At 59.9% G+C, this 15,445-nt stretch carries 17 protein-coding genes; 6 read left to right on the top strand and 11 right to left on the bottom strand.

What is annotated here, in order from left to right:
* Positions 1-13 precede the first annotated feature (13 nt).
* From phnE to ACKPCU_RS15960, 4 genes are read right to left on the bottom strand one after another with little or no spacing between them, the layout of a single operon-like run.
* A complete protein-coding gene (gene phnE, locus ACKPCU_RS15975; RefSeq protein ID WP_104737965.1) occupies positions 14-778 on the bottom strand; it encodes a phosphonate ABC transporter, permease protein PhnE in 765 nt (254 codons plus the stop codon).
* Positions 775-1,608 (bottom strand): PhnE/PtxC family ABC transporter permease, encoded by an 834-nt coding sequence (locus tag ACKPCU_RS15970; protein WP_321348227.1) that lies wholly within the window; start codon positions 1,606-1,608, stop codon positions 775-777. Before ACKPCU_RS15970 ends, phnE begins: the two co-directional genes overlap by 4 nt.
* Entirely contained in the window at positions 1,608-2,411 is an 804-nt protein-coding gene (locus tag ACKPCU_RS15965) for a phosphonate ABC transporter ATP-binding protein (RefSeq protein ID WP_321348224.1), read from the bottom strand. The genes ACKPCU_RS15970 and ACKPCU_RS15965 overlap by 1 nt, the downstream gene beginning before the upstream one ends.
* The gene (locus ACKPCU_RS15960) at positions 2,408-3,277 is read right to left on the bottom strand and encodes a putative selenate ABC transporter substrate-binding protein (RefSeq protein WP_321348222.1); all 870 of its coding nucleotides are present in this window, start codon (positions 3,275-3,277) and stop codon (positions 2,408-2,410) included. Before ACKPCU_RS15960 ends, ACKPCU_RS15965 begins: the two co-directional genes overlap by 4 nt.
* Positions 3,278-3,442: 165 nt before the next feature.
* Between ACKPCU_RS15960 and ACKPCU_RS15955 the strand changes: the two genes are divergently transcribed.
* Positions 3,443-4,234 (top strand): hydroxypyruvate isomerase family protein, encoded by a 792-nt coding sequence (locus tag ACKPCU_RS15955; RefSeq protein ID WP_321348220.1) that lies wholly within the window; start codon positions 3,443-3,445, stop codon positions 4,232-4,234.
* Here ACKPCU_RS15955 and ACKPCU_RS15950 read toward each other — a convergent pair whose 3' ends face one another.
* Together ACKPCU_RS15950 and ACKPCU_RS15945 are read right to left on the bottom strand one after the other, a co-directional pair.
* On the bottom strand, positions 4,235-4,660 hold the full coding sequence (locus ACKPCU_RS15950; RefSeq protein WP_321348218.1) for a PA0061/PA0062 family lipoprotein: 426 nt from the start codon (positions 4,658-4,660) through the stop codon (positions 4,235-4,237). It lies immediately after the preceding gene.
* On the bottom strand, positions 4,657-5,910 hold the full coding sequence (locus ACKPCU_RS15945) for a transporter substrate-binding domain-containing protein (protein ID WP_321348216.1): 1,254 nt from the start codon (positions 5,908-5,910) through the stop codon (positions 4,657-4,659). Before ACKPCU_RS15945 ends, ACKPCU_RS15950 begins: the two co-directional genes overlap by 4 nt.
* Before the next feature lie 215 nt (positions 5,911-6,125).
* Here ACKPCU_RS15945 and ACKPCU_RS15940 point away from each other — a divergent pair, with 215 nt between their 5' ends.
* The gene (locus ACKPCU_RS15940) at positions 6,126-6,977 is read left to right on the top strand and encodes an SDR family NAD(P)-dependent oxidoreductase (RefSeq protein ID WP_104737958.1); all 852 of its coding nucleotides are present in this window, start codon (positions 6,126-6,128) and stop codon (positions 6,975-6,977) included.
* A gap of 134 nt (positions 6,978-7,111) precedes the next feature.
* Here the strand turns inward: ACKPCU_RS15940 and ACKPCU_RS15935 are convergent, their stop codons facing one another.
* The 5 genes from ACKPCU_RS15935 to rfbB all read right to left on the bottom strand — a co-directional run bounded on the left by ACKPCU_RS15935 (position 7,112) and on the right by rfbB (position 11,517).
* Positions 7,112-7,978: an alpha/beta fold hydrolase gene (locus ACKPCU_RS15935; protein WP_321348212.1), complete on the bottom strand. Its 867-nt coding sequence runs from the start codon at positions 7,976-7,978 to the stop codon at positions 7,112-7,114.
* 121 nt (positions 7,979-8,099) lie between these two features.
* On the bottom strand, positions 8,100-8,978 hold the full coding sequence (rfbD, locus tag ACKPCU_RS15930; RefSeq protein ID WP_321348210.1) for a dTDP-4-dehydrorhamnose reductase: 879 nt from the start codon (positions 8,976-8,978) through the stop codon (positions 8,100-8,102).
* Entirely contained in the window at positions 8,978-9,523 is a 546-nt protein-coding gene (rfbC, locus tag ACKPCU_RS15925; RefSeq protein ID WP_321348208.1) for a dTDP-4-dehydrorhamnose 3,5-epimerase, read from the bottom strand. Before rfbC ends, rfbD begins: the two co-directional genes overlap by 1 nt.
* A complete protein-coding gene (gene rfbA, locus ACKPCU_RS15920) occupies positions 9,520-10,398 on the bottom strand; it encodes a glucose-1-phosphate thymidylyltransferase RfbA (protein ID WP_321348207.1) in 879 nt (292 codons plus the stop codon). The genes rfbC and rfbA overlap by 4 nt, the downstream gene beginning before the upstream one ends.
* 21 nt (positions 10,399-10,419) lie before the next feature.
* Positions 10,420-11,517, bottom strand: a complete 1,098-nt coding sequence (gene rfbB / locus ACKPCU_RS15915; protein ID WP_321348205.1) for a dTDP-glucose 4,6-dehydratase — start codon at positions 11,515-11,517, stop codon at positions 10,420-10,422.
* A gap of 134 nt (positions 11,518-11,651) precedes the next feature.
* On the opposite strand from rfbB, the gene ACKPCU_RS15910 reads away from it, so the two are divergent.
* Genes ACKPCU_RS15910 through ACKPCU_RS15895 form a run of 4 tightly spaced genes read left to right on the top strand, consistent with a single transcriptional unit; the run spans position 11,652 to position 15,420 of the window.
* Positions 11,652-12,569, top strand: coding sequence for a GNAT family N-acetyltransferase (locus ACKPCU_RS15910; RefSeq protein WP_321348203.1), 918 nt, complete (start codon positions 11,652-11,654; stop codon positions 12,567-12,569).
* Positions 12,559-13,293 (top strand): class I SAM-dependent methyltransferase, encoded by a 735-nt coding sequence (locus tag ACKPCU_RS15905; protein WP_321348201.1) that lies wholly within the window; start codon positions 12,559-12,561, stop codon positions 13,291-13,293. Before ACKPCU_RS15910 ends, ACKPCU_RS15905 begins: the two co-directional genes overlap by 11 nt.
* Complete coding sequence (locus tag ACKPCU_RS15900; protein WP_321348199.1) at positions 13,277-14,677, top strand: hypothetical protein; 1,401 nt, start codon at positions 13,277-13,279, stop codon at positions 14,675-14,677. Before ACKPCU_RS15905 ends, ACKPCU_RS15900 begins: the two co-directional genes overlap by 17 nt.
* Positions 14,677-15,420, top strand: a complete 744-nt coding sequence (locus tag ACKPCU_RS15895) for a class I SAM-dependent methyltransferase (protein WP_321348197.1) — start codon at positions 14,677-14,679, stop codon at positions 15,418-15,420. The genes ACKPCU_RS15900 and ACKPCU_RS15895 overlap by 1 nt, the downstream gene beginning before the upstream one ends.
* Positions 15,421-15,445 lie beyond the last annotated feature (25 nt).

The raw sequence follows: 15,445 nt of genomic DNA, 5'->3' as shown, positions 1-15,445 counted from the left end.
GGTGGGCGTTTGTTTAGCCCAGTCGGGCACGTAACCAACCGCTCAAGGCATCGACTAGCAGGACCATCGCCAGCATGGCGATGATGACACTGGATGCCTTGGACTGCTGGAACAGGCTGAGGGTAACGTGCAGCATCTGGCCGAGCCCTCCAGCGCCGACAAAGCCGAGTACCGCAGCCATGCGGATGTTGTTTTCCCAGCGATACAGGGTGTAAGACAGCCATTGCGGCAGGACGCCGGGCAGGGTGCCGTATAGGAACGCGGTAATGCGCCCGGCGCCGGACTCACGCAGGGCAACGGCCGGAGCGGTCGGAGTATTTTCCAGCGCCTCGGCGAACAGCCTGCCAAGTACCCCAGTGGTATGCAGCGCCAGTGCCAGTGTGCCGGCAAAGGGGCCGAGCCCGGCAGCCAGCACCATCAGTGCCGCCCAGACCAGTTCCGGTACCGAACGTAGCGCGTTGAGGAGCAGCCGGCAGAGGCTGCGGGCGACAGCACCCATGCGGCCGGCAGCGAGCAGGCTGAGAACGGCGCCGAACAAGGCTGCCAGCAGTGTACCGATCGCCGAGATAGCCAGCGTTTCCAGCGCCCCTTGCCAGAGTTTGGCCAGCCACGCCGGGGTGGTATTGGGTGGGAAGAAGGCTGCCACATAGCGGGCCATCTGTTCACGCCCATCGGCGGTGACCAGCGCACTGAAATCCAGTTGCAGCCAGATAAACGAGGCAGCAACCGCGCCGCATAGCAGAGTCAGGGTGACCAGGTTGGCCAGTATGCGTTTCATGCCAGCCTCCTGCGCAGGTGCAGGCTGATTTGGTCTGCGAACAGTACCAGCAGCAGGAAGGTCAACAGGATGCTTACCACCTCACCACCGGCAAACATGCGAATCGACAGGTCAATCATCTGACCCAGTCCGCCGGCACCGACAAAGCCCATTACGACCGAAGCCCGTACTGCACACTCCCAGCGGTAAAGGCTGTAGGAAGTCAGCTCCTGTGCTGCATTGGGCAGCAGGCCATAAAAGAAGGCGGCAGTGCGCGAGCTGCCACTCTGCAGTAATGCCCGTGCCGGCGCCTGATCGACTGACTCCAAAATCTCGGCGTAGACCTTACCGAGCATGCCGCTGTAGGTAATGGCAATGGCCAGCACCCCGGCGGTTGGCCCCAGCCCCACGGCACGGACGAACAGCAGCGCCCAGACGATCTCCGGGATGCTGCGCAGCACAATCAACAGCAGACGCATCGGGTACCGCAAGGCCCGCCCCAGTCGGCTGGGCCGGCCCGTTAGTAAAGCGGAGACCGACAGCGCGCGGGTGGCCATCAGGCTGGCAGGGATTGCCAGTAACAAGGCTAGCGCCATACCGGCGGTTGCCATGGCGAGGGTTTCCAGCGTAGCGCGTACCAGCAGGCGGAGAAATTCGGCGTCGGTCGCCGGTGGCCAGAAGCCGCTGAGAAAGCGACCCATGGTTTCCAGACTCTGGCTGTCGAACAGCGCCTGCGGACGAAATTCGGTTAGCTGCAGGCCGGGCCAGAGCAGCAGCAATATAACCGCCGTCAGCAGAGCGCGGGGTAGTGCGGCAGGGTCGCGTTGGCGCCAGTGGGCAGACGCAGGCATCACAGGCAGCGGACCGGCCGGGCAGGGTCGCCGGGCAACGGCCTGGGTGTACCTGCTGACAGTGTGCTGTTGGCGTAGAGTGCGGTCAGATCCTGCTCGCTGACCTCGTCAGCCGGTTTATCGAACAGCACCTTGCCAGCGCGCAGGCCGACAATACGGGGGAAGTGCTTGAGCGCCAGATCCACTGCATGCAGGCTGGCGATCAGGGGTAGCTGTCGTTCGCGGGCAACTTCACCCAGCAGGCTCAGCGTGTGATCGGCCAGCACCGGATCCATCGCCGAAACCGGCTCGTCGGCCAGCAGCAGGTCCGGGCGTTGATACAGGGTGCGAGCAATGCCGACGCGTTGCTGTTGGCCGCCGGACAACTGATCGCAGCGCTCGAACACACGATCGGCCAGGTCCAGACGGGCCAGTTCCTGCCGCGCCCCCGGGATGTCCAGCGGGTAGCACAGCGAGACCAGTGCGCGCAGCAGTGACCACTGGCCCAGTCGCCCGGCCAATACGGCGGTGACCACCCGCTGTCGCGGTGGCAGAGGCGGGCTCTGGTGGATCAGACCAATGCGGCTGCGCAGGCGTCGCAGGGCGCCACCGCGTAGCCTTGCCGGGCGTTGGTTGAGCAGATCCAGCTCGCCGCTGCTGGGCAGCAGGCTGGTGGCGAGCAGCCGCAACAACGTGGTTTTTCCCGCACCGGACGGGCCAATAATGGCGACCTGTTCGCCCGGTGCTAGCGTCAAGTCAACTGCCTGCAGTGCCGTTTGCCCGTTGGGGTGGACATAGCCCACCCCGGACAGGCGGACACTCACTCCAGCAGGCCCGCTGAGCGTGCGGCTTCTTCAATGCCGGTGTAGTTCTCGGCGCTGGTCGGTACGAAGCGCGAGGCACGTTGCAGATCGAGGATGGCCTTGTGCGCGGGGTTGGCCGGGTCCAGTGCCAGGAAGGCGGCACGGATGCGTTCAACCAGTTCCGGCTCCAGATCACCGCGCACCGTCCAGTTGTAATCGTAGTAGGTCGGGGTTGTGGTGTAGACGTGTACCTTGCTGGTGTCGACCTTGTCCTGCTCAAGCAGTTTTTCCCAGACCGAGGAGTTCAGTACCCCTGCGTCTACCTTACCGGACTCGACCCAGGCGACGGTGGCGTCGTGGGCGCCGGAGAAACCAACGCGGCTGAAGAAGGTATCCGGGTCAATACCGTCCTGTTGCAGGAAGTAGCGCGGCATCAGGTGGCCTGAGGTGGACGAGACCGAGCCAAAGGCGAAGCTTTTACCCTTGAGGTCGGCGTGGCTGTGTACGTCCGGGTCCGCAGTGATGAAGGTGCTGGTAAAGACTTCATCCTGTTCACGCTGTACCAGCGGAATGGCGTTGCCGGTGCGCAGCTTGGCTTGCACGAAGGTAAAACCGCCGAGCCAGGCCATATCCAGACGCTTGGAGCCCAGCGCTTCGACTACGCCGGCGTAGTCGGATACCGGTTGGAATACGACCGGGATGCCCAGTTGCTCCTGCAGGTAATTACCGAGGGGTTCAAACTTGCGCAGCAATTCGGTAGGTGCTTCATCCGGAATGGCAGAAACGCGAAGTTCGGTTGTTTCAGCGCTGGCAGCAGCAGAGAACAGGGTGGCAACAGACAGGCAAAGGCCTGCCAGCAGCGCGGCGGGGCGACGGCGTTCAGACATGATTTTCTCCGGTTCAATAGCGGAATACTCAAGCCCAAGCTTGTTACTTGGGCAGGGCGTGTGCGCAGTTTAGTGAAAAATGATGACGAGGCGAAGCACTGCTTCGATGCAGGCGCAATTGTTGTCCGTTGGATTACACTGCCGGTTTTCGCTCGGAGTCTTCCCATGCGCTGGCCGCTGGCTGCCAATCTGTCGATGTTGTTTTCCGAACTGCCTTTGCATGAGCGGCCGGCTGCTGCCTGCGCGGCTGGCTTTGCCGGGGTGGAAATCCAGTTTCCCTATGAGCTGGCGGCCAGTCAGCTTGAGCGTGAGTTGGCGCGCCTGGCGCTGCCGCTCGTGTTGATCAATGTACCTGCTGGTGACCTGATGCAAGGCGGAGCCGGGCTGGCTGCTGTGCCCGAACGCCGCGCCGGGTTCCAGGCCGCTCTGGAGCAGGCCGTGGCATATGCCGAGCGCGCTCGGCCGCAGCGCGTTAATGTCTTGCCGGGGCGGCTGGCCGATGGCGTTGAGCGGGAGGCCGCACTGGCCTGTCTGGCCGACAATCTGCGGCTGGCGGCCGACCGCTTTGCCGGTCTGGGGGTGGGCGTCTGCTGCGAAGCGATCAATCGGCTGGATATGCCGGGTTTTCTGGTCTCCAGCTCCGCTGAGCTGGACGATTTGCTGGCCCGGGTTGATCACTCGAATCTGTCTGCCCAGCTTGATCTTTATCACATGGTGCGCATGGGCGAGGCGTTGCCGGAGTCGATTGGCCGGTTGGCCGGGCGGATTGGTCATGTGCAATTCGCTGACGCGCCGGGTCGCGGCGCGCCCGGTTCGGGTAGCCTCGACTTTGTCGACGCAATGCAGGCACTTGATGAGGCCAACTATCGTGGCTGGCTGGCCGCCGAATATTGCCCGGGTGTGAACGACACCCTGGCGTGGTTGGCAGACTGGCGGGCGGCTGGCTGGGTCGGCTGATCAGACTCCGGGGCCACAACGTACTTCGCTGGCTCGGGCCAGCGGTTCATCGCTGTGATCATCATACAGCCAGCCCGCCGGGCGCCAGCCGCGGCGGGCCAGCTCAAAGCGGTAGTGTTGTCCGGGCATGAAGTTGTGCCTTACCGCCATGATGCAGGTGCGTCGACCGCTGTTAAGTACGCCTTGTACCGATCCGCCGGTGGACACTTCAAATTCGAATCGGACCTGCAGCTCATGCTGGCCGGGCGTGAAGTCGTCGAAGCGCAAGCTGCGCTCTGGCACGCCGTCCAGCCTGTAGGCGCGTACCAGACTGCCGACATCAGCGTCCAGAGTAACCCTGACGCGGTCGCTGGCAAGCGGGGGCTGCGGTTGTGCCGCGCAGGCGGCAAGCAGCAGACATGCCGCAACCGCTGACAGCCTGTTCATGGCGTTTCCGCCTTGATGTTGTGGGGTTCCAGGTCTTCCATGCGTAGCGCCTTCTCGATGTCCAGACCGATGATAAGAACGCCAATCACGGCGCCGCCCTGCGGGTCGTGAATGCTGGTACTGACGTGAACCTGAAAGCGGCGAGTGGATTGGTCATAGTTTAGCGTGCTCATGTAGGGCTGATCGGAAAAGAACGGATCGGCGAACTTGGTCTCGTCGCCCTGCCAGTAGTCGGTCGTGGGGTCGCTAATGGCAACGTTCAAGCCCTGTTGGTCGGTGACAATGATCTCACTGATGACGCCATCGTGCTCGGTCTGTCTGGCCCGCAGCCACTGGGCCAATGGGGTATTCAGAATGTGGTTGGTCAGTGGCCGCTGGTCAGTGGACAGCGTTTGCTCCTGGCGCCACTGCTGATCCAACTGCTCAATTTGCTGGATAGACAGCGTCTGATTGCGCTGGTTCTGCTCGGCGACCGCGGCGATAAGGGCTGGCTCGTGGCGCCACCGGTCAAACAGCGTGTCGTGAAGCCTGTGCAGTCGCTGGCGTTCATCGGCTCGCAGCACACCAAACTCGGGCAAGCAGCCGAAGACATGGTTATTGAATCGTTCGAGGAAGTCGGGATGTCTGCCGATGTAGTGATTGGAAAAATAGACGCCCAGAGTGGTGTACTGCTGGAAATGCGCAAACCTGGGACGCAGCACCGTGGGCTGTCTGGTCATTTCGATCCGCAGCGTTTGCTGGTCGGCGAGGAATGCATCAACTCGGTCACGTTGCAGCAATTGCAGCAGTTGCCCGGTGCCGCTGACCAGCGGATCAACCCGATACCCGTGTTGCTGCAGCCACTCGACTTCGTTGCTGCCACGGATGCCGGCAACGCGCAAGCTCGAGCCTAGCCCCAGGCTCGGTGGCCGGCTGGCGCTGTTGCTGAACCAATACCACTTCTCCAGCGCAAGCGGGGCCGAAAGGGTGGCAAAGCTGCTCGCTCGATTCATTCGGGTGGCGGAAAAAAAACCTTCGGCCTTGCCGTCGGCGACCTCCTGGATCGCTCGTTCCCACGGTAGCACGCGAATCTCGTACTCGACTTGCATGGCGTCGAAAATACAGGCTAGCGCCTTGACTGAACTGCCCGTCAGCCGGTCCCCTTCACGTACCTGATAGGGCGGGAAAATGTCGGTGTTCAGACGAATGCTCCCAGCCTGGGTCGTGCAGGCCAACAAAATCAGCAGTAGCAGCATCAATACGCGGAGCATCGGCGGCAGTTCCTGAAGGGTTCTTTATCAATATAGGTGAAATCGTCGGCGTTATCGGCGGTTGGAAATATTTCGATAAATCCGATTGCTGCTGTCTGATCAAGCAGACCGATAGCGCTGGTGGAACGGTGTTCGGCGGCGCATCCTATTCAGACAACTTATTATCAGCAAGTCTGCGCATAAGCGATGTAGTGCATTTTACGAGGAGACACAGCATGCAAGACCTTCAGGGCAAGGTGGCGGTAATCACAGGTGGTGGCAGTGGCCTCGGTCGCGAACTGGCGCTGTGCTGCGCGGCACGCGGCATGAAGCTGGTGCTGGGGGATGTGGACGAGCGTGGCATGCAGGAAACGTTGCGTCTGGTTGAAGACGCAGCACCAGGCACCGAATCAGCCACCATGCGTCTGGATGTCTCCAAGCTGGAACAGGTACAAGCGTTGGCCGACCTGTGCAAGTCGCGCTTTGGTGGTGCTCATCTGCTGTTCAATAACGCGGGCGTCAGCGTTGGTGGTGCCGCCTGGGAAAACACCCCGGATGATTGGGAGTGGGTGATGGGCGTTAACGTCTACGGCGTGATCTGGGGCGTCAAGGTGTTCACCCCGATGATGATTGAGCAGGGTGAAGGTCACATCGTTAATACTGCCTCTGCCGCTGGCTGGCTCAATGGTCCGAACATGGCGGTCTACAATGTCAGCAAACACTCAGTTGTTGCACTGTCTGAAACTCTGGCGCTGGATCTGCGTGACGTGGGTGCCAACGTCGGCGTGACCTGCTTGTGCCCGGCGTTCTTCCCCACCGGTATTTCCGAGTCCGAGCGTAACCGTCCGGCTGACAAGGCCGATACGGTCGCCCTCAGTGAGGTTGCGATCAAGCGTAGCGAGATGACCAAGGCTGCAGTTGCCAAGGGCAAGATTCAAGCGTCCGACGTCGCCGAAATGACCGTCAAGGCGGTTGAGGCCAACCAGTTCTATGTGTTCCCGCATCGCAAGATCAAGCAGTTGATTGCCCTGCGCGCGCAGGCAGCGGACAACGAACAGACCGTATTCGACTCGCTGAATCCCCAGTAACAGGCTGCTCCGCTGCATGCCGCAGTAGCGGAGCAGGCGGTTTTTGGGCAGGTCGAGCCCCGGCTCGACCTGCAGGCGGGAATGCAGCACGTTGGCCGAGTTGAAACTCGGTCTTACTGTCTGTCGGGTGCTTTTCAGCCTGCCAACGCCAGTTTCTGCCTGGCGGCTCTGGCAGGCTCTCCCAGCACAAAACCCTCGACTGCGGCGCGGGTATCCTGCATCGCTGTTTTATGCTCCATCTCCAGAAAGTGCCCCGTATGCGCGACGCTCACGAAGCGCGCGTTGGTCGCCAACCGACCAAAGCTGCGGGCATCCTCCACGCTGGTGTACTTGTCCCACGCGCCATTGATGAACAATAACGGAATGTCGATGTTGCGCACGCAGCTCATGTACTGCCCTGCGTCGAGCTCCAGTACCTGACGTATGTGGAACAGCATCTGGCTGTATTCGTGTTCATCCAGGCTGCTGACATGACGGAAATTGCAACGCTTGTACAGCGAAGGTAGATGTTCGCCGATGGTATCGTTGATCAGCATGGCGATAGCCTGTCGATCACAGGCTGCCAAATGCGTCTTGCCGCGCGTCAGGTAGTCCTGCATGTGCGGGTTGAGTATGGGCGAGAAAGAGGAGATGACGGCACGCTGAATACGTGACGGCCGTTGCGCCAGCGCAAGCATGGTGGCCACGCCTCCCCACGAGAACGACATGACCTGATCGGCCTGGAAGTGTTCTATCAGGTCGAGCAGGATCAGTGCTTCATCTTCCTTGCCGATCAACGGCAGCGAGGGGTTGTGCGGGCGCGAGTGACCGCTGTACGGCTGGTCGAACAGCACCACATTGCACAGCGGCTGCAGATAACGCAGGGTCTGGCCGAAGGATGCACTGGTTGCCAGCGAGCCGTTGACCAGGATGATGGTCGTCTCGCTGGCGGGATTGGGGTAAAACCAGGTGTGCACCTGCAAATCACGGTGCACGCGAATAACAGCTTTCTCAGCGTACATGGGCACCTCGATGTCAGTAGGGGTTGCCGACGCGGTGCGCCGACCGGAGTGCCCCAGCTAACCCCAGGCAGATGACAGGGGCGTTGCATCAGGTTGCCGTTTGTCTGTGTTCATCAGGGTGTCATTCAACAGCCTGTTGACTGGCCAACTCCTCGATCATCGCCCTTAGCGCTGGCCGCCAGTCAGGCTGCGTGATACCGCATTCGAGTTTCAGCTTACTGCAGTCGAGTACCGACCAGCCGGGGCGACGGGCCGCGGTCGGGAACTGTGCACTGGTGATGGGAGACAGCGCCGGGCTCTGGGGTAATAGTCTGCAGGCGGTGGCGTCGGCGAATATCTGACCGGCAAAGGTGTACCAGCTGCAGCTGGGTGTCCCGCTCAGATGGTAGATGCCGCAGGCGTTCTCGTCGTCGGCCAGTTGCCAGAGCGCCGTGGCAATGGCCCCAGCAGGAGTCGGGCTGCCGATTTGATCGTCCACTACGCCGAGCTCCTTGCGCTCGGCACCGAGTCGCAGCATGGTTTTGACAAAGTTGCTGCCATGCGAGCTGAAGACCCAGCTGGTGCGCATTACCAGGCCGGCCCTGCCCAGCTCCAGAACCGCTTCCTCACCTGCCAGCTTGCTGGCGCCATAGACGCTGAGCGGATGACAGGCCGCTGTTTCCGGATAGGGCGCCTCAGCGTTGCCGTCAAAAACATAGTCGGTTGACAGCTGGAACAGCCTGGCATTGGCTTCGGCAGCGGCCGCTGCCAGGGCCGCTACAGCCGCAGCGTTGATCTGAAATGCACGCTCGGGTTCACCTTCCGCGTTGTCCACTGCGGTGTAGGCGGCCGCATTGATGATCAAATGCGGGCGCGTGTGAGCAATCCATTGGCGGACCTGCTCTCTGTTCTCCAGGTTCAACTCGGCAGAGTGTGGTGCAATGCACTCTACCGCATCAGGTTTGCAGTCCAGCAGGGCCTGCCCGACCTGTCCGCTTCCGCCAATCAGCAATACCCGCATCAATTATTCTCGGTCTGAATCAGAGCGCGCAAAAGTGGGTGGTCGCGGTCCTTGTCAGACAATATGGGGTCGGCTACCGGCCACTCGATGGCCAGTTCGGGATCGCTCCACAAAACGCCCCCTTCGTCGCTCGGCAGGTAATAGTCGGTGCACTTGTATTCAAAGTCGGCGACATCGCTGGTGACGCAAAAACCATGGGCGTAGCCGGGCGGAATCCACATCTGCAGGTGGTTTTCGTCGGAGAGCGTGGCGGCGACGTGCTGGCCGAAGGTCGCTGACTGGGGATTAATGTCGACTACAACGTCGAATACACTGCCACGGCTTACGCGCACCAACTTGCCCTGTGGCCGGGTACGCTGGAAGTGCAGACCACGAAGCACGCCTCGGCCCGATCGCGAATGGTTGTCTTGAACAAAGGGCAGCTCGATGCCGATGTCGCGATAGCGCTGGCTCTGGAAGCTCTCCAGGAAGAAGCCGCGCTCGTCACCAAATGTCTGGGGTTGCAGCAACAGGACTCCAGGCAGTGTTGTCTGCTGTACTTTCATTGATCGCCTTCCTGCTGTAGCAGGCGGAGCAGGTACTGGCCGTAGCCCGTCTTGCTCAGGGCAGTGGCCTCTGCTTCAAGCTTCTCCGCCGATAACCAGCCCTGGCGAAAGGCGACTTCCTCAAGGCAGGCCACCTTCAGTCCCTGGCGCGCTTCAATGGTCTGGACAAAGGCGCTGGCATCCATCAGTGAGTCGTGGGTTCCGGTGTCCAGCCAGGCAAAGCCACGCCCCAACAGGCTGACCTTGAGATCGCCACGGCGCAGGTAGGCCATGTTGACATCGGTTATTTCAAGCTCTCCACGGGCGGAGGGCTTGATGTTGCGGGCGATCTCTATCACGTCGTTGTCATAGAAGTAGAGCCCGGTAACAGCATAGTTGGACTTTGGCGTTGCAGGTTTCTCCTCAATCGATATGGCGGTGCCGCCGGCATCGAACTCAACGACACCGAAGCGCTCCGGATCGCTGACGTGGTAGCCAAAAACCGTGGCACCCGTTGTACGTGCTACAGCCTCCTTGAGCATGGAACTGAAGCCGTAACCGTAGAAAATGTTGTCGCCAAGAATCAGGCATACGTTGCTGTCGCCAATGAACTGCTCGCCTATCAGAAAAGCTTGGGCGAGCCCGTCGGGCGAGGGTTGTTCTGCGTAGCTCAGCAGGATGCCGAAGTCACTGCCGTCACCCAACAGGTTGCGGAAATTCGGAAGGTCCTGCGGTGTGGATATGATCAGAATTTCCCGAATGCCAGCGAGCATAAGTACTGACAGCGGGTAGTAGATCATCGGCTTGTCGTAGATAGGCAGCAGTTGCTTGGAAACACCGCGGGTGATCGGGTGCAGCCGAGTACCGGAGCCGCCAGCCAGAATGATGCCTTTCATGCGCGTTTCCTGTTGTTGGAGTCAGTGTTCGGTGTTGCCGAGCCTGTTCAACTTGTAGTTGCCGTTGAGAACATCTTGCCACCATCGTCGGTTAAGCAAATACCATTCCACGGTCTTGCGGATGCCGCTTTCAAAGGTTTCCTGTGGTACCCAGCCTAGCTCGCGCTGAATTTTTGACGCGTCGATGGCGTAGCGTCGGTCATGCCCGGGCCGGTCCTTGACGAATGTAATCAACTCACGATAGCTGGTGATCTGTGCAGGCCGTTCAGCGGACGCTAGCTCGTCTAGCAGCGCACACAGCGTTTCGACTACCTCGATATTGCGTTTCTCGTTGTGCCCGCCGATGTTGTAGGTCTGGCCAACTTCTCCTCGGGTTGCGACCTCAATCAGCGCCCTGGCGTGGTCTTCGACATACAGCCAGTCGCGCACCTGAGCACCGTCGCCGTACACCGGCAGGGGCTTTCCTTGGAGCGCGTTGAGAATGATGTGCGGGATCAGCTTTTCCGGGAAGTGGTAGGGGCCGTAGTTATTGGAGCAGTTGGTTATGACTGTCGGCAGACCGAAGGTGCGTTGCCACGCACGCACTAGGTGGTCAGAGGCTGCCTTGCTGGCGGAATAAGGGGAGCTGGGTGCGTAGGCCGTGGTCTCGCGGAACAGATCTTCGTCACCTTCGAGGTCGCCGTACACTTCGTCGGTCGAAACGTGGTGAAAGCGAAAGCGGGCCTGGTGCTCTTGTGACAGGCCTTGCCAGTAGCCGCGACAGGCTTCCAGCAGGTTGTAGGTGCCGACGATATTGGTCTGAATAAACTCGTTGGGGCCGTCGATGGAGCGGTCAACGTGCGACTCGGCAGCCAGGTGCATGACGATGTCCGGCTGAAATTCCTGTAACAGCAGGCTCATTGCCGCCTGGTCGGTGATGTCCTGCTGGGCGAATCGGTAACGCGGCGACTCAGTGGCACCCGGAAGTGAGTTCAGGTTGCCAGCATATGTCAGTTTGTCGACGTTCAGTACCTGATGAGCTGTACTTGCCAGCAGAGTGCGGACGACGGCAGAACCGATGAAGCCGGCGCCACCGGTGATTAACAGTTTGCGAGCAGGGCTGTTGCTGTTGGCTGGCAAGATAATTGCCTCCCTTACCAAATCGGATGTTAAGTGTCAGGTTTTGGTCGTTACGCAGTTTATGTCAGGCAGCCCATGGATTGTTGGTAGATGATAAGTCGATGTAAAGGAATTCCGGACGCCGGAGGTGGCGTGTGCTGAGCGTTAATCAGTTTGTGAGCCAGCCACAGGACAGGCTGTTTAATACCGAGGCATTCTTCCGTTTGCATGCGCCGGACAATGCCTGCTTTTTCCAATGGGTTCTCAAAGGGCGCGCGGTCATGTGCCTGCATGCCAGCGAGGTAAACCCCGGTTGCTGGCGGTCCCCGCGACGCGGTACCTATGGTGGGGTTAGCTTCTTTGCGGACGTTAGCGTGCAGGAGCTTGAGGCGTTTCTGGTTGAGGTACTGGAATATCTGCAGCGACAGGGTGTTGAGCGCCTGGAAATACTGTTGCCACCCATGGCGCACGCCGAGGAACGGGCCGCGGAGCAGTTTTTTGTGTTGCGCTCGTTGGGCTTTACCGAATCGCTCTGCGATGCCAACTATGCGATTGACGTGGACACCAGGCCGCTGCTGGAACACCTCAATTATGCTAATCGAAAGCGCTTGAACAAGTGCCAGCGTGAGGGCTTTGCCGCCAGAATGGCAGAGCCGACTGAGCTGCCAGCAATTTATCAGGTGATAGCGCGCAACCGGTTGGGCAAAGGGTATCCAATGACCATGACCCTCGCGCAACTTACCCAGATGCAGGTGCTTTTCCCGGAGCAGGTTCAGTTGTTTGCTTGTCATGCTGCACAGCAGATGGTCGCATCGGCGGTGTGTCTGCGGGTGTCGCCTGAGGTGCTTTATGTTTTCTATTGGGGCGATGAGGCGGCGTTTTCCCAGTTTAGCCCCATAACCCTGCTTGCCAGTGCCATCTATGAATACTGTCAACAGCAGGCCATTGCCCTGCTCGATATTGGTACTGCAAGCGCTGACGGTCAGGCCAATCACGGCCTGATTCGCTTTAAGCGGGGGCTCGGCTGCGAGGCTTCGCTGAAATTCAGACTGGAGAAAACCCTTGAGTCGTGACTTGCAGCAGTATCAACAGGACTATCACGCGTTGCCGTTCGAGGCGACGCAACTGTCGTTCCGGCGGCGCGTGGTTCTGGAGCAGATCGCCGCCTGCGAGCCGCGACGGCTGGTGGAAGTGGGTTGTGGATTGCGCCCGTTGTTCTGTGACTGGACTGGTTCAGAGGTGATCACGGTGGTCGAGCCGGCCGCCGAGTTTGCCTCCAACGCCCGTGTCCTGTCGGCTGATGACCCTCGTGTGCGTGTCCTGGAGGGGCGTCTGGAAGACGTTGCCGATCAGCTCGATGGCGAACCCGATATGGTCATTGTCAGCAGTCTGTTGCATGAGGTTGAGCATCCTGAGGCGCTGTTGGCTGCGGTCAGACGGATCTGCGGTACTGACACGCTGGTGCATTTCAACGTGCCCAATGCGTATTCGATTCACCGCCTGCTGGCGGTCGAAATGGGGCTGATTGAAGACCCCTTTACTCTATCCGGCACTCAGACCCGCATGCAGCAGCACAGCACTTTCAGCCAGGAGTCGTTGCAGTCGTTGCTTGAGGCCAACGGTTTTGCAGTCCAGGACAGTGGCAGTTTTTTCATTAAGCCCTTTACCCATGCGCAGATGCAGCAGCTGGTTGATCAGGGGATGCTGACTGCTGACCACCTAGAAGGCTTGTTCAAACTGTGCCGGCGATTGCCGGCGTTCGGTTCGGAGATATATGCCAATGCCAAACTCTGCTGACGCCGATGTTGTATTGCTGGGCAACAATCTTGCCCTGATGGTCGCTGGACGAGAGCTCGCCTTGCAGGGGCGCTCGGTAATCATGCTTACCGATGGCAAGCGTCCCGGTGCCCATTTCACCGGAATGCGTATCGATAATTACGACTTCGATATCGGGATGGTGCTGTTTGAGCAGGTGATGCGTGGCGAACAGTCGACTGATGTAACTGGCTACGATGATCGGGTCCGCAACGATTCTGCGCGGTTTGCGGCGGTAGTCGCCGAATATGTCGGGCAGTTTGTGACGACGGTGCCGGTGCCTACACCGTCAGTATGGCTTGATGGGCAACGCCACCCTGACTTTGTGATTGCCAACCGGCTTGATTACTTTGCGTCCGCTGCCTGTCGCCCGGAGCTGGCTGAAGCTGTGGCTGCGCTGCCCGATCCGGGCGTGCTGCACGCTTCTCGCAAGCTGACGCCCGGCTATCAGTGGGTCAGCTATGAGGAGGCTTCGTTGGCAAACCATGGCGCGCCGCTGCACGCGTTGTTCGAAGGGCTGGTGCAGAAGATAACCCGCCGCTCCAGTCGCGATATTCTGGCACCCTGGCATCGCTTGGCGTGGCTGCCTCTCTACTACCCAGAGACCCTCAAGGCGGCGTTGCAGGGCGAGCCTTGCGGACTGCCAGAATATCCGTTTCGCGCCGCGCAAGAGGGGTTTACCGGGGCGTTCGTCAGGGAGTTGCAGGCGAGCATGCTCGCTGCCGGCGTGACCCTCGTCGAGACTCCGCTTGAGCGCTGTGAACCTGAGGCCTGTGGCGGGCTGGTTACGACCGTTGATGGCAGTAGTTGGCGTGCCCCGGTGTTGGTCATGGGCCTGGCTCAGGGGCGGGCAGCCGAGCTGCTTGGGATGGGGCAGAAGCCGCCCGTGGGCGCCTCGATGCGGATCTGCTTCGGGCTGATTCCGAGAACCAGTCTCTTAAGTCTGGACAGTTGTCTGTTGGTGTTGGATGAGCGGTATGCCATTTACCGTGTAACCAACCAGGATGTCGCGGCCGGGACTGACGATCCTCTCTGTCGAGTGACGGTCGAGCTGAATCCGCAGTGGGCCGACCACGTTTACCCTGGCCTGGATGATGCTGCATTGCAGAATAGGGTCTTTGCGGAGCTGGTCGAGCTCGGTGTTATCAGTCAGCTAGAAGACTTCCGCCTGCTGCGCAGTATCGATGCGAGCGGTGCGTTGCCATTTGCCGATCAGTCGCTGTTGGACTTCAGCCGCCAGCTTGGCGACGCCGCCGCTCAATGGCCTGGACTGGAGCTGACCGCGAGCTTGCTCGGAATGGGCGTTTCTTCATTCAACGATCAGATTATTCAAGGGCTCAAGCTGGCCCGAACCTGGAGCCATTGATGACGGATTCTCTGGAAAGTCTTGAGCATATCGCTCAGAGCTACCATCTCAGTGATGAGGTGCCGGACCGCTTTATTGAAAGTGCTTGCCAACACTACTGCTGTGATTGGATCGCTGGTCATCTGCAAGGCGCAGAAAGCGTGCTGGAACTGGGATATGGTGACGGAATAACCCTCTCTCGGCTTAGTCCGCTGGTTCCGAGTTACCGGGTAATCGAAGGCGCGAAGAGCCTCGCGGAGCGTGTGCGGCGTGAGCATCCGAAGGTTGAGGTTCTGCATCAATTGTTTGAGGAACATCAGTCTGCGCAGCCCTACGACCGGGTCTTGGCGTTGCATGTTCTGGAACACGTTGACGATCCGGTTAGCCTGCTGCGCCACATGGCCAACTGGATGGGGCCGGATTCGGAGATGATTGTGGTCGTTCCCAACAGTGAGTCGTTGCACCGGCGTCTTGCGGTCTTGATGGGGCTACAGCCAGAGCTGGATACGCTTAGCGCCCGCGACAAGGTCGTGGGACATCAGCGAGTGTATGACCTCGCCGGGTTGATTGCTGACCTTGAAGCCGGTGGTTTTGAGGTGATCGAGAGCAAGGGGTTTTTCCTCAAGACGCTGCCCAACTCAATGATGCTGGAGTACAGCGAGGGGCTGATCGCAGGGCTCAATGCACTCAGTGAGCAGTTGCCTGCGCAATTGCTTGCAAATCTGGCTGTGCGTGTCCGTCTGGCGAGTGCGTCCGATGGCTGATGCTCGTGTTCCGTTTCTCGATCTG

It is taken from the genome of Halopseudomonas oceani (genome assembly GCF_963677335.1).
Taxonomy (GTDB): domain Bacteria; phylum Pseudomonadota; class Gammaproteobacteria; order Pseudomonadales; family Pseudomonadaceae; genus Halopseudomonas; species Halopseudomonas oceani.
The sequence above is the reverse complement of the archived record's forward strand: the minus strand, read 5'-3'. Positions and strand labels throughout refer to the sequence as shown.

Excerpts from the sequence above, each read along its gene's own strand:
- ACKPCU_RS15970 (WP_321348227.1), bottom strand. The coding sequence starts at position 1,608 with ATGCCTGCGTCTGCCCACTGGCGCCAACGCGACCCTGCCGCACTACCC.
- ACKPCU_RS15895 (WP_321348197.1), top strand. The coding sequence starts at position 14,677 with ATGACGGATTCTCTGGAAAGTCTTGAGCATATCGCTCAGAGCTACCAT.
- rfbC (WP_321348208.1), bottom strand. The coding sequence starts at position 9,523 with ATGAAAGTACAGCAGACAACACTGCCTGGAGTCCTGTTGCTGCAACCC.
- ACKPCU_RS15940 (WP_104737958.1), top strand. The coding sequence starts at position 6,126 with ATGCAAGACCTTCAGGGCAAGGTGGCGGTAATCACAGGTGGTGGCAGT.
- ACKPCU_RS15950 (WP_321348218.1), bottom strand. The coding sequence starts at position 4,660 with ATGAACAGGCTGTCAGCGGTTGCGGCATGTCTGCTGCTTGCCGCCTGC.
- ACKPCU_RS15960 (WP_321348222.1), bottom strand. The coding sequence starts at position 3,277 with ATGTCTGAACGCCGTCGCCCCGCCGCGCTGCTGGCAGGCCTTTGCCTG.
- rfbD (WP_321348210.1), bottom strand. The coding sequence starts at position 8,978 with ATGCGGGTATTGCTGATTGGCGGAAGCGGACAGGTCGGGCAGGCCCTG.
- ACKPCU_RS15945 (WP_321348216.1), bottom strand. The coding sequence starts at position 5,910 with ATGCTCCGCGTATTGATGCTGCTACTGCTGATTTTGTTGGCCTGCACG.
- ACKPCU_RS15955 (WP_321348220.1), top strand. The coding sequence starts at position 3,443 with ATGCGCTGGCCGCTGGCTGCCAATCTGTCGATGTTGTTTTCCGAACTG.
- phnE (WP_104737965.1), bottom strand. The coding sequence starts at position 778 with ATGAAACGCATACTGGCCAACCTGGTCACCCTGACTCTGCTATGCGGC.
- rfbA (WP_321348207.1), bottom strand. The coding sequence starts at position 10,398 with ATGAAAGGCATCATTCTGGCTGGCGGCTCCGGTACTCGGCTGCACCCG.
- ACKPCU_RS15935 (WP_321348212.1), bottom strand. The coding sequence starts at position 7,978 with ATGTACGCTGAGAAAGCTGTTATTCGCGTGCACCGTGATTTGCAGGTG.
- ACKPCU_RS15900 (WP_321348199.1), top strand. The coding sequence starts at position 13,277 with ATGCCAAACTCTGCTGACGCCGATGTTGTATTGCTGGGCAACAATCTT.